Raw genomic sequence first — 15,321 nt, forward strand, 5'->3', positions numbered from 1 at the left:
CAGCCAGTTTGGACACGGACAGCGCGCAAAAACCGGAGCGTACACGTAGTACGTGAGGATTTTGAGCACTGCCCAGGTCCAAAATGGCAAGTAAAATAGCCCTAATGGGATAGGCTCTAAATCTCATCCGCTTTAACCTGTGGACGCTGATATTCCGGCCATACCAGCGCGACCAACGCCGGGTAGGCTTCAAGACTGAACTCACGAAAACACTGGCGTAAATTAAGGACGTCCAAATCCGAATACGGCACCTTTTCTCCGTTCAGACAACGCTTCTTAATATTGTCGTAATACTTATAAACGGCAGAGTTAAGGTCGCTGCAACGACGCTGTGCGTCAAATAATCCAGGCGTTTCATTCAACTCAGTCATTGTCATTCGTTTTATCGTTGCATGAAGGAAATCGATATATTCATGGTTAACGCGCCAGTACCATACCGGCGTTATCGAATTCATTAATACTGAGAAATGATCTTCGCCCTCTTCCTTTGTCATGGGTTCAGTTTGATTTAAATTTACGATTTTTCCACCAGGACGTTTTTTATTAACCTCCCACATCAGGAAGAGTATCGCGCCGGTCAGTAATAGCAATATAATAACAGAATAAAAAATACTGTTCATAGCAGGCTCCATTTTTTTTGATTTTAAAATTACACCATGTTATTGTCAACGAAACCTACACTATTAAAAATAGTATACCACTGATCGTAAAGGATATTTAGTCATGCTTCCTGAGCATCTGGTTTCCTCTCATTTTCGCCTGTCATCGCCGCCCCCTGAAGCCACAGAAAACAGTAAAAATTTGCCTAAGGGAAAGACAAAACTCAGCGATTACGAGCCCGATATTTTAATTAGCGCTAACGCTGCCGGGCAACACAGAAACGTATTATTTGAAGAACGCGACCGTCATATTAAAGAACGTCTGTATTGTGTGGCTAAAATTGAAACATTTGCCCGCCTGATAAACGCACTACAGGCAGAAGGCGATATTGATGCCCAAACGCTAAGTAAAATACTGGCGGATAAAACCGCAATGATAAATGAAAAAGGCAATGCCATTTGGCTTAATTTAATCACTCGCGAAACCAATATGCCGCTATTTTATTCACTGGAAGATAAAGATGAAAGAAGTTGAAGACAATAACGTTTATTTGGCTTTAGACAACCATAAAAGTGATGAATTTATCTTAAAGCAAAATCTTGCAGCGCTAATCGCCAGTAAAAATGCCACCCTGGAAAAGGTAACGCAGGAGGTGGTATCCATACCGGCGGCGTTAGTACGCCTGAAGTGGCAAAACCGACGGGAGATGTATGCGTTACAGGTCAAAGAGGAGATTTATGGCGCGACCATCAATGCCATTATCGAGCAGCATCCTGAATTACGAGACAAAATTATGTCTCGTCTTGAAAGTGACTGGCAGCATCTGCTGGCTCGCGAGACGGCAACCCTACGTCTGACGCGTAAGCTTTCCGATGGCGACTACCGGACGCGCAACGTCACCACCGTCGCACGGCAAGAAAAATAACCTTCATGGCTAGTTAACTCTGTTGTGAATACGGGCGAAGCATAAGGATCGTTCTGATTCTCCCTCTTACGGTAGTAAAAGTGTCTACGCTTAAAGGGTGTTCAACCTGAAGGGAGAAGCTCAATGTCTCATCTATACGACCCTACCACGCAGTATTACACCGGCGAATATCCTAAGCAAAAACAGCCGGCGCCCGGCGTCCAGGCGAAAATGACGCCTGTTCCTGACTGTGGCGAAAAAAGTTATGTCGGCAGTGGTCGGCTTACAGATCGTAAGGCGCTGGTGACAGGGGGCGACTCCGGGATTGGGCGCGCTGCAGCTATCGCTTACGCGCGTGAAGGCGCGGATGTCGCGATCAACTATCTGCCAGCGGAAGAAGAGGACGCCCAGCAGGTTAAAGCGCTGATTGAGGAGTGCGGCCGTAAAGCGGTGTTATTGCCAGGCGATCTTAGCGACGAATCTTTCGCCCGTTCGCTGGTCCATAAGGCGCGTGAAGCGCTGGGCGGGCTGGACATTCTGGCGCTGGTGGCCGGTAAACAGACGGCAATCCCGGAGATAAAAGATCTGACCAGCGAGCAATTTCAGCAAACCTTCGCCGTTAACGTTTTTGCCCTGTTCTGGATAACCCAGGAAGCAATTCCGCTGCTGCCAAAAGGCGCCAGTATTATCACAACGTCGTCTATCCAGGCGTATCAGCCCAGTCCGCACCTGCTGGATTATGCGGCAACCAAGGCGGCAATCCTCAATTACAGCCGTGGCCTGGCGAAACAGGTGGCGGAAAAAGGAATCCGTGTGAATATTGTCGCGCCTGGTCCTATCTGGACAGCGCTGCAAATTTCCGGCGGTCAAACACAGGATAAAATTCCGCAGTTTGGTCAGCAGACGCCAATGAAGCGGGCCGGCCAACCGGCAGAGCTGGCGCCGGTGTATGTCTATCTGGCAAGCCAGGAATCCAGTTACGTTACCGCAGAAGTGCACGGCGTGTGCGGCGGGGAACATTTAGGCTAACGCATGAAGTCGATTAAGATGGCGCACTTCTGTTAAGCAAGGCGCCATCTTAGGCAATAAAAAAGCCGGGTGGCGACTTCGCCTTACCCGGCCTACAGCGTCAGCAGAATTCTTATTTCGCTTTCGCGGTCTCTTCGCCGACCAGACCAATCTTGAGATAGCCCGCCTGATGCAGCATATCCATCACTTTCATCAGGGTTTCATACTCTACGGTTTTATCCGCACGGAAGAAAATCGTAGTATCCTTTTTCCCTTCCGTCAGGGCCGTTAGCTCGGCAATCATCGTATCATCCGTCACCGGCTCGTTACCGATAAACATGGTGTTATCCGCTTTCACCGACAGATAAACCGGTTTTTCCGGGCGCGGCTGTGGCGTACTGGTAGAAGCGGGCAGATTCACCTTGACGTCCACCGTCGCCAGCGGCGCAGCCACCATAAAGATAATCAGCAGAACCAACATGACATCGATAAACGGCGTCACGTTGATTTCATGCATTTCGCCGTTGTCATCCAGGTTCTCGTTAAGACGCATTGCCATGACGCATTACCCTACCCGTAATTTCTGCGCGGCGCGTACCGGCTGCGCACTGGCGCTCGCATTCAGATCGAGATCGCGGCTTTGCAGCAGCAATACCTGCGCCGCCACGTCGCCCAGCGTTGCTTTGTAACTGCCTATCTGACGTGCGAAGATGTTGTAAATGACGACCGCCGGGATCGCGGCTACCAGCCCAATCGCCGTCGCCAGCAGCGCTTCCGCAATACCAGGAGCAACCACCGCCAGGTTGGTGGTCTGCGTTTGCGCAATACCGATGAAGCTATTCATAATGCCCCATACGGTGCCAAACAACCCGACGAAGGGGGAAATGGCGCCGATCGTCGCCAGATAACCGTTGCCTCGTCCCATGTAGCGGCCAACCGCAGCGACGCGACGTTCCAGACGGAAGCCGGTACGTTCTTTAATCCCTTCGTTATCTTCGCTGCCCTGAGAGAGTTCCAGTTCATTCTGCGCTTCATTGATGAGCTGTGCGCTGAGGCTTTTTGCGCTGAAACCTGCCGCAATGTCAGAAGCCTGATCTAAAGAGCGCGCATCGGCTAATTGCAGTTGTTCGCGCTTTAAGCGGCGCTTTTGAGTGAAAAATTCAACACTTTTACTGAAGAAGATAGCCCAGGTGACGACTGACGCCAGAATCAGACCAATCATCACGCACTTCACGACAATATCGGCGTGCTGATACATACCCCAGACGGAGAGATCCGTCTGCATCAAATTATTACCCACTCTGTATCTCCAGGACGCAAATCACAAAATCTGAGCATAATAATATCAAAACGACGTCGAATTGATAGTCGTTCTCATTACTATTTACATACTGCCGCACCTTTACTGCTTTTTCTTTGCGCTTACGCATTAAAAAAGCCACCTGTTTTTATTTTGGCAAAATTTTCATCTGTATCACACGTCGCCAGGGTGCAGATGGTTATATTCATGCTAGTTTAGACATCCAGACGGTTAAAATCAGGAAACGCAACATGACGGATAAACAGTTGGATACCAAACTGGTAAATGCAGGACGCAGCAGAAAATACACGCTTGGCTCAGTGAATAGTGTGATTCAACGCGCTTCTTCACTGGTGTTTGACACCGTCGAGGCCAAAAAACACGCTACCCGCAATCGCGCCAACGGCGAATTATTTTACGGACGCCGGGGAACGCTGACCCACTTTTCGCTCCAGGAAGCCATGTGTGAACTGGAAGGCGGCGCCGGATGCGCGCTCTTCCCGTGCGGCGCGGCGGCGGTCGCCAACACCATTCTGGCGTTCGTTGAGCAGGGCGACCACATCCTGATGACCAACACAGCCTATGAACCCAGCCAGGATTTCTGCAGCAAAATTCTCGGCAAACTGGGCGTGACGACAAGCTGGTTCGACCCGCTCATCGGCGCTGATATCACGCAACATATTCAGCCGAACACGAAAGTCGTATTTCTGGAATCCCCCGGTTCTATTACCATGGAGGTACATGATATTCCGACCATTGTCAGTGCGGTCAGACGCGTCGCGCCAGAAGCCGTCATCATGATTGATAATACCTGGGCGGCTGGCGTTCTGTTCAAAGCTCTGGAATTCGATATTGATATCTCTATCCAGGCGGGCACTAAATATCTGATTGGTCATTCTGATGCGATGGTCGGGACTGCCGTTGCAAATGCGCGCTGCTGGGAACAATTGCGGGAAAACGCCTATCTGATGGGGCAAATGCTCGACGCCGACACGGCTTATATGACCAGCCGCGGTCTGCGCACGCTCGGTGTCCGACTGCGCCAGCATCAAGAAAGCAGCCTCAAAATCGCCGCATGGCTGGCGAACCATCCTCAGGTCGCGCGCGTTAATCATCCGGCCCTGCCGGGTAGCAAAGGTCATGCCTTCTGGAAACGAGACTTTACAGGCAGCAGCGGCCTGTTCTCCTTTGTGCTCAATAAAAAGCTGACCGAGGCTGAATTATCAGCCTATCTGGATAACTTTTCGCTGTTCAGTATGGCCTACTCCTGGGGAGGCTACGAATCGCTGATTATTGCTAATCAGCCGGAACAGATCGCCGCGATTCGTCCCGCAGGCGGCGTAGATTTTACCGGTACGCTGGTTCGGGTGCATATTGGTTTAGAGAGTGTTGATGATTTGATCGCTGATTTAGCCGCCGGCTTCGCCAGAATTGTGTAAAGTTGCCGGGGATGGACATATATGCAGACAATTTCCGTGGAAAAGTCTGCGTTTGTTGCGTCCGGGATCAAGGCATCCCGGACGATTCAGGAGTACAATAGGCAGATAAAAGCGTAAATGCTGTTCCACAGGAAAGTTCATGGCTGTCATTCAAGATATTATCGCTGCGCTCTGGCAACATGATTTTGCCGCGCTGGCGAATCCACACGTTGTTAGCGTCGTCTACTTTGTCATGTTCGCCACGCTATTTTTAGAAAACGGTCTGCTGCCAGCGTCATTCTTACCCGGCGATAGTCTGCTACTACTGGCAGGCGCGTTGATCGCCCAGGATGTGATGCATTTTTTGCCGACGATTGGCATTCTCACCGCCGCGGCCAGTCTCGGCTGCTGGCTAAGTTATATCCAGGGACGCTGGCTCGGTAATACGCGTACCGTCAAAGGCTGGCTGGCGCAGCTTCCGGCAAAATATCATCAGCGCGCCACCTGCATGTTTGACCGTCACGGTTTGTTAGCGTTGCTTGCCGGGCGCTTTCTGGCGTTTGTCCGCACTCTGCTGCCAACAATGGCGGGTATTTCCGGCCTGTCCAACCGCCGGTTTCAGTTTTTTAACTGGTTAAGCGGCCTGCTGTGGGTGACTGTCGTGACCAGCTTCGGCTACGCGCTCAGTATGATCCCGTTTGTTAAGCGCCATGAAGACCAGGTAATGACATTTTTAATGATCCTTCCCGTCGCGCTACTGGTCGCCGGGCTGTTAGGTACGCTGGTCGTGGTGATTAAAAAGAAATACTGTAACGCCTGACGTATCCATAATCGGCCAGGATGGCCCGGTTACGCTTCGTTGCCCCGTGGCGGGATGCCCCACTTAGCTCCCTTGCATTGTCCGCATTCTTGCCGCATCTTCGCCCGGCGTAACGCCAAAATAACGTTTAAACTCCCGGCTAAACTGCGATGCGCTCTCATAGCCGACCCGCATCGCCGCGGCGCTGGCCTTCATACCGTCGTGAATCATCATCATCCGCGCTTTATGCAGTCGGTAGCTTTTTAAATACTGCAACGGCGAGGTGCTGGTGACCGCCTTAAAATTATGGTGAAACGCCGACACGCTCATGTTCGCTTCTGCCGCCAGTTGCTCAACATTCAGGTTCTCGGTGTATTTCATTTCGATCTGTTTAAGTACGCGACTGATCAGGCTAAAGTGCGTCTGGCGACTAACCAGTGCAAGCAGCGCCCCGCCGCGCGGCCCCATCAGCACATGATAAAGAATTTCGCGAATAATTTGTTTTCCCAGAATCCGCGCATCCAGCGGGCGCTCCATCACATCCAGCAATCTTTCCACCGCGCATAAAATCTCGTCCGACAGCGTGGCGGAGTTAATCCCACTGGCCGCCATCGGCAACTGGAAACGCTCATCTTCGCCAATGTCCATGAGCAACTCTTGCAGTTGCAGCACATCAATGTCGAGCCGAATACCGGCCAGCGGTACCTCCGGCGTCGCCCAGGTCTCGCATTCAAAAGGGAGCGGCACGGTCAGTAAGAGATATTCATTAGCGTCATAACGAAACTTGCGCTTGTTAATATAGCCAATTTTATGGCCGGAAAAGAGAAATATGATGCCAGGCTGATACATGACCGGCGTGCGCGGCCCCGGTTCAACACCATACAACAGACGAATGCCCGCCAGCCGCTCGCTGATTATTTTATCATTATTTTTTAAATGATTAATTTTATCCGCCAACTGTAAGCAAATTGCTTCACGATTCATAACGCGCCATTTTTTCATCAAATCCACTCCGCTGGATTGTGCGCATTTTTAGCGATTTTCTCCAGCATTCTGGAGAAATAGGCAAAACATTGGCAGAAATGTGCATTGAGAGACATCCCTCACAAGACCACAATGATGACCATCAGGCAGACAGCCGCCTGCCCTCTTTTTACCCACATAAGGGAATGAGCAATGAACAATTTCACATTACATACCCCTACCCGCATTCTGTTTGGTAAAGGCGCTATCGTCGATCTTCGCGATCAGATCCCGCAGGACGCCCGCGTGCTGATTACCTATGGCGGCGGTAGCGTGAAAAAGACCGGCGTACTAGCGCAAGTTCAGGACGCGTTAAAAGGACTGGATGTTCGGGAGTTTGGCGGTATTGAACCGAACCCGTCCTATGAAACGCTGATGAAAGCCGTGCAGCTTGTGCGCGACGAAAATATTACCTTCCTGCTGGCCGTTGGCGGTGGTTCCGTACTGGACGGCACCAAATTTATCGCCGCAGCGGCGCAGTATACGGACGGCGTCGATCCGTGGCACATTCTGGAAACTGGCGGTACTGAGATTCGTAGCGCAATCCCGATGGGGTCTGTGCTGACCCTACCGGCAACCGGCTCAGAATCGAACGCCGGCGCAGTCATTTCCCGTAAAACCACTGGCGACAAACAGGCCTTCCACTCCTCGTTCGTGCAACCGGTGTTTGCCGTACTGGATCCGGTCTACACCTATACATTGCCGCCGCGCCAGGTTGCGAACGGCGTCGTGGATGCTTTCGTCCATACCGTTGAGCAGTACGTCACTTACCCGGTTAACGGCAAAATTCAGGATCGTTTCGCCGAAGGCATTTTACTCACACTGATCGAAGAAGGTCCCAAAGCGCTGCAAGAGCCTGAAAACTATGACGTCCGCGCTAACGTGATGTGGGCCGCTACTCAGGCGTTGAATGGCCTGATTGGCGCTGGTGTTCCGCAGGACTGGGCGACGCATATGCTGGGCCATGAGCTTACCGCGATGCACGGTCTCGATCATGCCCAGACGCTGGCTATCATTCTGCCTGCGCTATGGAACGAAAAACGAGACGTTAAACGTGCAAAACTCCTGCAATATGCTGAACGTGTATGGAATATCACCGACGGTTCCGACGACGAGCGTATTGATGCCGCCATTGCCGCCACCCGCCGTTTCTTTGAACAGATGGGCGTGCCTACCCACTTGTCCGATTACGGTCTGGATGGCAGCACTATTCCGGCGCTACTGGCTAAACTTGAGGCGCATGGATGCACAAATTTAGGTGAAAATCAGGATATTACGCTGGATGTCAGCCGTCGGATTTATGAAGCGGCGCGCTAAGGTTTTTTCGCCTCTGACTTTCGTTTTTGGCCATTTCGTCCAGACTTAAGTCACTTAGTCTCGCCGGACCCGACTCCGGCGAGCCAATTAAAAGAGGAACACATCATGGCTAATCCAACCATTATCAGGCTACAGGATGGCAACGTAATGCCACAACTTGGGCTGGGAGTCTGGAAAGCAAGCAATGAAGAGGTGATCGCGGCGATTCATAAAGCGCTGGAGGTGGGCTATCGATCGATTGATACCGCCACAGCATATCAGAATGAAGAAGGCGTCGGCAAAGCGCTAAAAGCAGCGAGCGTGGCGCGGGAAGAGCTGTTTATCACCACCAAGTTGTGGAATGACGATCAAAAACGTCCCCGCGAAGCCCTGCAGGAGAGTCTGAAAAAACTGCAGCTTGATTATCTCGATCTCTATCTGATGCACTGGCCCGTACCGGCTATCGATCACTATGTCGACGCCTGGAAAGGCATGATCGCGCTGCAAAAAGAGGGGCTGGTAAAGAGTATCGGGGTTTGTAACTTTCAGATCCATCACCTCCAGCGTCTGATCGATGAAACCGGCGTTACCCCTGTGATCAACCAGATCGAGCTTCACCCCTTGATGCAACAGCGCCAGCTACATGCGTGGAATGCGACGCATAAAATCCAGACCGAGTCCTGGAGCCCGCTGGCGCAGGGCGGCGAAGGCGTATTCGATCAGAAAGTGATTCGCGAACTGGCGGATAAATACGGCAAAACGCCCGCCCAGATTGTTATTCGCTGGCATCTGGACTGCGGGCTGGTCGTCATTCCGAAATCCGTCACCCCTTCCCGTATCGCGGAAAACTTTGCTGTCTGGGATTTCCGTCTCGATAAAGATGAATTAGGCGAGATCGCAAAACTGGATCAAGGAAAACGCCTCGGCCCCGATCCGGATCAGTTCGGCGGTTAAGCCGGATTTATCGCACGCCATGCCCGACGATGTCGTCGGGCTTTTTTGCATTCCGAAACATTAAGAAACAATTACGCGCATTCAACAGTATATTTCCCCCACACATAAGCGCAGAATTATTCTGATTTTGTGAATATTTATTCATATTTATTATGAATTTACTTAATACATATAAAATATTTATGGATGTGTGATTGTGGCGGAAAAAAAATCTCAGGGCGTCAAATGGCTCCCATTCATTCTTATTCTGGTTATCGCCGCCGGACTGTGGCAGCTAACGCCCCCTTCCGGGTTAAGCGCGCCGGCCTGGCATTCCGCGATTATTTTTGTCGCGACGATCGCCTCTATCGTGGCGAAAGTGCTGCCTATTGGCGCGGTCGGTATTATTGGTATCACCGTCTTTGCGCTCGCCTATGCTGCCGGCGACAAAACGGCCAGCGGCGCGATTACCACGGCGTTGAGCGAGCTGAACAGTTCGCTGATCTGGCTTATCGTCGTCGCCTTTATGATTGCCCGTGGGTTTATCAAAACCGGGCTGGGTCGGCGTATCGCCCTACAAATGATCCGTCTGTTAGGTAAACGAACACTGGGTCTGGCTTATGGCCTGGCGTTTGCCGATCTGATCCTCTCCCCCGCGATGCCCAGTAACACCGCGCGCTGCGGCGGCGTGATTTACCCGATCGCCGACTCGCTGGCGCGCAGCTTTGATTCACATCCGGAAGATGAGTCTCGCAGCAAAATCGGCACCTTTCTGATCACCTGTATTGGCAATGTTAACGACGTCACCGCCGCACTGTTTATGACCGGTTATACGGGTAACCTGCTGGCGGTAAAACTGGCGGCGAATGCCGGCGTTACGTTGAGCTGGGGAAGCTGGTTTATCGCCGCGCTCCTGCCTTGCCTGGTCTCATTTCTTATCGTCCCGCTGCTGGTCTACTGGCTGACCCGTCCGGAAATTAAACATACGCCGGATGCGCCGGATCTGGCGCGCAAAGAGCTGGCGCAAATGGGCAGTATGGCGCGCGGCGAGTGGCTCATGCTGGCGACCGTCGGCGTGTTGCTGGTGCTATGGATTTTTGGCAGCTCGCTCGGCGTGGATGCCACGACGGCCTCTTTTGTCGGTCTCTCGATTTTATTACTGAGCGGCGTGCTCACCTGGGAAGACGTTAAAAGCGAAAAAGGCGCCTGGGATACGTTGATTTGGTTTGCCGCGCTGCTGATGATGGCTAACCAGTTGAAGAAACTAGGATTCACCAGTTGGTTTGGCAACCTGATTGGCGACAGCATCGGCAGTACGATGCATGGAACCAGTTGGATAATCATCCTGCTGCTGCTTAACGCAGCCTATTTTTATACCCACTATTTTTTCGCCAGCGGCAACGCGCAAATCGCCGCGCTGTATGCGGTGTTTCTGGGTGTCGGTCTGCATCTGAATATACCGGCGGCGCCGATGGCGCTTATGCTGGCGTTTACCAGCAGCCTGTACTGCTCTCTTACACAGTATACCCACGCACGCGGCCCCATTCTTTTTGGCGCCGGCTATGTACCGACGGGCGTCTGGTGGCGAACGGGATTTATTATCAGCCTCTTTAATCAGGCGGTCTTTTTGACAGTCGGCCTCGCATGGTGGAAAGTGTTAGGGTTGTATTAAACGCTTAACGCATCGATAAGCCCCTCGGTTAACGGAGAAATGGAATGACCTGCATTTTCTGTCAAATAGTTGAAGGTAAAGCACCTTGTCATAAAGTTTGGGAAGATGAGCATCACCTGGCTTTTTTGTCGATTTTTCCGAATACCGATGGGTTTACCGTAGTGATCCCGAAAAAACATTACCCCAGCTACGCGTTCGATCTACCGCCGCAGGCGTTAGCGGACCTGATGCTGGCGACCCAAAAAGTGGCTAAGAAACTGGATAAGGCTTTCCCGGATGTCAGTCGTACGGGAATGTTCTTCGAAGGTTTCGGTGTAGACCATGTGCACAGTAAATTAAGCCCCATGCACGGTACTGGCGATTTAACCCACTGGAAACCGATTGAATCGCGGCAGAATAAATTTTTCGAACAGTATGAAGGATATCTGTCGTCACACGATCATGAACGGGCGGATGATGAAAAACTGGCCGCGCTGGCGGCCAGAATTCGTGAGGCATAAATACGGCGCACTTCTGCCGGATGGTGTTCGGCCTGGGTCGATCTGTGGGCCTGATAAACACAGCGCCATCAGGCAAAATAATCGCTGGATCGCGGCTTCGCCTTATCCAGCCTGACAGGATACCTGTAAAACCGTTTAACGCCCCGCGCCTTTCCCGCGCTTCTTATTCGCAGCAAGCCCCTGCCGCTGATGTTCCACTGGCGTATGCTTGGTCAGCGCCGGGCGGGTATTGCGGTTCTGGCGACGCGCTTCGCGCATCTCTTCAATGGTCGGCGCAGGCACCAGACACTCACGGCGACCGCCAATCAAATGCTTTTTCCCCATAGCTTCCAGCGCCTGGCGAATCAGCGGCCAGTTCGCCGGATCGTGATAACGCAGCAGCGCCTTATGCAGGCGACGTTGCCTGTCTCCCTTCGGCACCACCACATCTTCACTCTTATAACCAATTTTACCCAGCGGGTTTTTACCGGTGTAATACATGGTGGTCGAATTCGCCAACGGCGACGGGTAGAAGTTCTGCACCTGATCCAAACGGAAGCGGTGGCGCTTGAGCCACAGCGCCAGATTCACCATATCCTCGTCCCGCGTGCCCGGATGTGCGGAGATAAAATACGGGATCAGATACTGCTCTTTTCCGGCCTGTTTAGAGTAAAGGTCAAATAACTCTTTAAAGCGATCGTAGCTGCCCATACCCGGCTTCATCATTTTCGACAACGGACCTTCTTCAGTATGCTCCGGCGCAATCTTCAGATAGCCGCCCACATGATGGCTTGCCAGCTCTTTAATGTAGCGAGGATCTTCTACAGCGATATCGTAGCGCACGCCGGAGGCAATTAAGATTTTCTTAATGCCTTTCAGCTCACGGGCGCGGCGATAAAGATTGATCGTCGGCGTATGGTCAGTATCCATATGCGGACAGATATCCGGATAGACGCATGACAGGCGACGACAGGTCTGCTCCGCACGCGGCGACTTACAGCGCAGCATATACATGTTCGCGGTAGGACCGCCCAGATCGGAGATCACGCCGGTAAACCCCGGCACCGTGTCGCGGATCGCTTCGATCTCGTTGATAATAGAGTCTTCCGAGCGGCTCTGAATGATGCGCCCTTCATGTTCAGTGATCGAGCAGAAAGAGCAGCCGCCAAAGCAGCCGCGCATGATATTGATCGAAAAGCGGATCATCTCATAGGCCGGAATACGGGCATTGCCGTAAGCCGGGTGCGGCACACGCTGATACGGCAGCGCAAACACGCTATCCATCTCTTCAGTGGAGAGCGGTATGGCGGGTGGGTTGATCCAGACATAGCGGTCGCCGTGTTTTTGCATCAGCGCCCGCGCGCAGCCAGGGTTAGTTTCGTGATGCAGAATACGCGACGCATGGGCGTACAGCACCTTGTCGCCTTTCACCTTTTCAAAGGATGGCAGCAGGATATAGGTTTTTTCCCACGGCTTCGGACGCGGCGGCTGCACGGTAATCGCTTTAGCTTCCTGCTTTTTCGGCGCGACCGGCTTGTTATCCGCGCACGGCAGATCCTCGCCATAGGGATGGGGAATTGGATCGATTTTACCCGGCGTGTCCAGACGAGTGGAGTCGACGCCGCTCCAGCCAGGCAGAGCTTCTTTAACCATAATCGCAGTGTTACGCACGTCGCGAATCTGATCGATGGTTTCGCCCATTGCCAAACGGTGCGCCACTTCCACCAGCGGACGCTCGCCGTTGCCAAACATCAGCATGTCGGCTTTGGAATCGACTAACACTGAACGACGCACAGTATCAGACCAGTAGTCGTAATGCGCGGTACGACGCAGACTGGCCTCAATGCCGCCGAGGATCACCGGGACGTCTTTCCATGCTTCTTTGCAACGCTGGGTATAGACCAGCGTGGCGCGGTCCGGGCGTTTGCCCGCGACGTTATCCGGGGTGTAGGCGTCATCGTGGCGCAGCTTACGGTCAGCGGTGTAACGGTTGATCATCGAATCCATATTGCCAGCGGTCACGCCGAAGAACAGGTTCGGTTTACCCAGACGCATAAAGTCGTCTTTACTGTTCCAGTCCGGCTGGGCGATGATCCCCACGCGGAAGCCCTGCGCTTCCAGCATACGACCGCAAATCGCCATGCCGAAGCTCGGATGGTCGACGTAGGCGTCTCCGGTTACCAGAATAATGTCGCAGCTATCCCAGCCAAGTTGATCCATCTCTTCACGTGACATCGGCAAAAACGGCGCCGGCCCAAAGCAGGCGGCCCAGTACTGCGGCCAGGAGAAAAGGTCGCGATCCGGTTGGATCAGGGAGATAGCGCTCATATTGCTTCCAAAACGATTGGCAAAAAAATAATCAAAGGTCGGGGATTATAAGCCGGAATGGAAGATAAATCGAATTGATTGGTGAGGCTGCACTCTGTAGCGGGGCCGATTGCCTGCCCCGCCGGTTATCGTACTTATGGACGAGCAGGCATATCTGCTACTTTGATAATAGGATTTTGTTCTTCGAGCAAATTCAACAGTACCGGCGTGACATGATACATGGATTCTGCAATCATGACTTTCCCTCGCAGGGTGATTCTCTTCCCTATAAACCGTTGATAATAATTGTATTTTTCAGGAGGAAGAATGAGCTGGACATAGCGATCCCAGTCAGGTTGGTCCATCATGGCCCCTGCCACACACTGAAGGTTTATTGTTTTTAATTCGAGATCTTTATCCGAGTGTTGGCCTTGGTTATCTTCAATGACGTGCTCGCGTTTGACCATCATACCTTCCAGTTCAATCGTGTCACCCTCTTTGTTGCAGGAAGAATCAAAGTTCACATAAGTGAGAACATATTTCCCTTTCTTTTCATCAAACTCAAAAGTGGAATTGTAATAAATACCTAAAGGTTCGCTGTATAAAAAGGAGTAGCGCTTATAGCTCTCGATATCGCGTTGACAGTTTCCGCCGCCATTGATCATTAAGTCTCTGTATTTTTGCCATACTTTTTCTAAATTGATTGGCTGATCTGCGCCAGTCGTAAGGTATTCTGCCGTATTGTCCATGACATATTTGATATTATTCGCTTTCAGCGCCTCACAAAAATCGGTTGTGTTCTGAATATACAGCGCCTTTTTACGCTGTGACTCAGGAGAAAGCAGCTCTTTGAGGAGTTTGATATTACGATGTTCTGTCTTGGTAATGAGGTAATCAACGTTCGCATAGCGTGGGCGATACCACGGCTGCTGTCGGAAGTACCGATCCATCTCACCGCCCGGTCTGAAAATATAACCGTGGCGAGCATAAATCTCATTAAGCATAATTTTAAGATCGGCTATCGAGGTTGCGCTGGTTTGCACGCTTCTTACAGGAAGCCAGGTCCGCGAGGCTTCAGGAAATCGGCCTTCCAGCGTGATGTGCTCTATCTGCGGTGCGAAAGCAAGATAGCTGCCGTAATCCATCAGCGTTCCCTTTGTCCCCATAGGAATGAGCCCTTTTCTTTTAGGCGTCACGAGAAAATCGATACAGCGCATATGTTCACTTCCAGTAATCACCGAATGATCATTCTCTTGTTCAAAAAACTGGATGTCACACCACGGCGCGCCATACATCGTAGAAAAATCGTCAGGAACCACGCGCTGCCATTTTCGAACGTCGGGCAACTCAGCGTAAAATCCGAGCCACTCATCTGCAGTGGCGGTATAATCATCGTTTTCGCTGCCATAAAAGGGTTCGCGACTGTCACCGAAAAAGGTAAAGTCATTTAGTGTGTAGTCTGTGACCTTGCCCTGAAAATAGATTTTTTTATTTTCGAACTCAGGGCAGCATTTTAGTTCCGCATTAGCTGAGAAGATAAACAGGCACACAAATATAAATAAAAAACATTTTTTCATTATTT

Annotated in this window: 14 protein-coding genes and 1 pseudogene; 9 read left to right on the top strand and 6 right to left on the bottom strand. The window is 51.6% G+C overall.

Features of this window, described 5'->3' with window-relative positions:
• Positions 1-116: 116 nt before the first annotated feature.
• On the bottom strand, positions 117-620 hold the full coding sequence (locus tag ACLJRE_RS02245) for an ESA_00282 family adhesion-associated protein (protein ID WP_023212696.1): 504 nt from the start codon (positions 618-620) through the stop codon (positions 117-119).
• Between the two features lie 103 nt (positions 621-723).
• Between ACLJRE_RS02245 and ACLJRE_RS02250 the strand changes: the two genes are divergently transcribed.
• The 3 genes from ACLJRE_RS02250 (at position 724) to ACLJRE_RS02260 (ending at position 2,533) form a co-directional block, all read left to right on the top strand.
• Positions 724-1,134 (top strand): hypothetical protein, encoded by a 411-nt coding sequence (locus ACLJRE_RS02250; RefSeq protein WP_000936446.1) that lies wholly within the window; start codon positions 724-726, stop codon positions 1,132-1,134.
• Positions 1,121-1,525 carry a hypothetical protein gene (locus ACLJRE_RS02255; RefSeq protein WP_000665657.1) on the top strand — a complete coding sequence of 135 codons (405 nt, stop codon included), beginning with the start codon at positions 1,121-1,123 and terminating at the stop codon, positions 1,523-1,525. The genes ACLJRE_RS02250 and ACLJRE_RS02255 overlap by 14 nt, the downstream gene beginning before the upstream one ends.
• Positions 1,526-1,648: 123 nt before the next feature.
• The gene (locus ACLJRE_RS02260) at positions 1,649-2,533 is read left to right on the top strand and encodes an SDR family oxidoreductase (protein ID WP_000019041.1); all 885 of its coding nucleotides are present in this window, start codon (positions 1,649-1,651) and stop codon (positions 2,531-2,533) included.
• 112 nt (positions 2,534-2,645) lie between these two features.
• Here ACLJRE_RS02260 and exbD read toward each other — a convergent pair whose 3' ends face one another.
• Positions 2,646-3,071 (bottom strand): TonB system transport protein ExbD, encoded by a 426-nt coding sequence (gene exbD / locus ACLJRE_RS02265; RefSeq protein WP_001251478.1) that lies wholly within the window; start codon positions 3,069-3,071, stop codon positions 2,646-2,648.
• A 6-nt stretch (positions 3,072-3,077) separates the two neighbouring features.
• Positions 3,078-3,812: a tol-pal system-associated acyl-CoA thioesterase gene (gene exbB / locus ACLJRE_RS02270; RefSeq protein WP_000527859.1), complete on the bottom strand. Its 735-nt coding sequence runs from the start codon at positions 3,810-3,812 to the stop codon at positions 3,078-3,080.
• Positions 3,813-4,063: 251 nt separating this feature from the next.
• Between exbB and metC the strand changes: the two genes are divergently transcribed.
• Both metC and yghB read left to right on the top strand, forming a co-directional pair.
• Entirely contained in the window at positions 4,064-5,251 is a 1,188-nt protein-coding gene (metC, locus tag ACLJRE_RS02275) for a cystathionine beta-lyase (protein WP_000130276.1), read from the top strand.
• Positions 5,252-5,390: 139 nt separating this feature from the next.
• Positions 5,391-6,050 (top strand): DedA family general envelope maintenance protein YghB, encoded by a 660-nt coding sequence (gene yghB, locus ACLJRE_RS02280; RefSeq protein WP_000268441.1) that lies wholly within the window; start codon positions 5,391-5,393, stop codon positions 6,048-6,050.
• Positions 6,051-6,113: 63 nt separating this feature from the next.
• Here the strand turns inward: yghB and ACLJRE_RS02285 are convergent, their stop codons facing one another.
• Complete coding sequence (locus ACLJRE_RS02285) at positions 6,114-7,013, bottom strand: AraC family transcriptional regulator (RefSeq protein WP_001078198.1); 900 nt, start codon at positions 7,011-7,013, stop codon at positions 6,114-6,116.
• Positions 7,014-7,205: 192 nt separating this feature from the next.
• Between ACLJRE_RS02285 and yqhD the strand changes: the two genes are divergently transcribed.
• From yqhD to ACLJRE_RS02305, 4 genes and pseudogenes are all read left to right on the top strand, one after another.
• Positions 7,206-8,369: an alcohol dehydrogenase gene (gene yqhD, locus ACLJRE_RS02290; protein ID WP_023212695.1), complete on the top strand. Its 1,164-nt coding sequence runs from the start codon at positions 7,206-7,208 to the stop codon at positions 8,367-8,369.
• A 105-nt stretch (positions 8,370-8,474) separates the two neighbouring features.
• The gene (gene dkgA, locus ACLJRE_RS02295; protein WP_000013100.1) at positions 8,475-9,302 is read left to right on the top strand and encodes a 2,5-didehydrogluconate reductase DkgA; all 828 of its coding nucleotides are present in this window, start codon (positions 8,475-8,477) and stop codon (positions 9,300-9,302) included.
• 165 nt (positions 9,303-9,467) lie between these two features.
• Positions 9,468-10,953 (top strand): annotated as a pseudogene (locus tag ACLJRE_RS02300) (DASS family sodium-coupled anion symporter).
• A 44-nt stretch (positions 10,954-10,997) separates the two neighbouring features.
• The gene (locus ACLJRE_RS02305; protein ID WP_000128242.1) at positions 10,998-11,453 is read left to right on the top strand and encodes an HIT family protein; all 456 of its coding nucleotides are present in this window, start codon (positions 10,998-11,000) and stop codon (positions 11,451-11,453) included.
• Positions 11,454-11,588: 135 nt separating this feature from the next.
• Here the strand turns inward: ACLJRE_RS02305 and ACLJRE_RS02310 are convergent, their stop codons facing one another.
• Both ACLJRE_RS02310 and ACLJRE_RS02315 read right to left on the bottom strand, forming a co-directional pair.
• Positions 11,589-13,760, bottom strand: coding sequence for a YgiQ family radical SAM protein (locus ACLJRE_RS02310; protein ID WP_001274469.1), 2,172 nt, complete (start codon positions 13,758-13,760; stop codon positions 11,589-11,591).
• 134 nt (positions 13,761-13,894) lie between these two features.
• A complete protein-coding gene (locus ACLJRE_RS02315) occupies positions 13,895-15,316 on the bottom strand; it encodes a DUF4459 domain-containing protein (protein WP_023212694.1) in 1,422 nt (473 codons plus the stop codon).
• Positions 15,317-15,321 lie beyond the last annotated feature (5 nt).

It is taken from the genome of Salmonella sp. SAL04157, assembly GCF_046551635.1.
GTDB lineage: Bacteria > Pseudomonadota > Gammaproteobacteria > Enterobacterales > Enterobacteriaceae > Salmonella > Salmonella enterica.

Bases quoted from the DNA above. Each gene is read 5' to 3' on its own strand.
- ACLJRE_RS02245 (WP_023212696.1), bottom strand. From the start codon at position 620: ATGAACAGTATTTTTTATTCTGTTATTATATTGCTATTACTGACCGGC.
- ACLJRE_RS02250 (WP_000936446.1), top strand. From the start codon at position 724: ATGCTTCCTGAGCATCTGGTTTCCTCTCATTTTCGCCTGTCATCGCCG.
- ACLJRE_RS02255 (WP_000665657.1), top strand. From the start codon at position 1,121: ATGAAAGAAGTTGAAGACAATAACGTTTATTTGGCTTTAGACAACCAT.
- ACLJRE_RS02260 (WP_000019041.1), top strand. From the start codon at position 1,649: ATGTCTCATCTATACGACCCTACCACGCAGTATTACACCGGCGAATAT.
- exbD (WP_001251478.1), bottom strand. From the start codon at position 3,071: ATGGCAATGCGTCTTAACGAGAACCTGGATGACAACGGCGAAATGCAT.
- metC (WP_000130276.1), top strand. From the start codon at position 4,064: ATGACGGATAAACAGTTGGATACCAAACTGGTAAATGCAGGACGCAGC.
- yghB (WP_000268441.1), top strand. From the start codon at position 5,391: ATGGCTGTCATTCAAGATATTATCGCTGCGCTCTGGCAACATGATTTT.
- ACLJRE_RS02285 (WP_001078198.1), bottom strand. From the start codon at position 7,013: ATGAATCGTGAAGCAATTTGCTTACAGTTGGCGGATAAAATTAATCAT.
- yqhD (WP_023212695.1), top strand. From the start codon at position 7,206: ATGAACAATTTCACATTACATACCCCTACCCGCATTCTGTTTGGTAAA.
- dkgA (WP_000013100.1), top strand. From the start codon at position 8,475: ATGGCTAATCCAACCATTATCAGGCTACAGGATGGCAACGTAATGCCA.
- ACLJRE_RS02305 (WP_000128242.1), top strand. From the start codon at position 10,998: ATGACCTGCATTTTCTGTCAAATAGTTGAAGGTAAAGCACCTTGTCAT.
- ACLJRE_RS02310 (WP_001274469.1), bottom strand. From the start codon at position 13,760: ATGAGCGCTATCTCCCTGATCCAACCGGATCGCGACCTTTTCTCCTGG.
- ACLJRE_RS02315 (WP_023212694.1), bottom strand. From the start codon at position 15,316: ATGAAAAAATGTTTTTTATTTATATTTGTGTGCCTGTTTATCTTCTCA.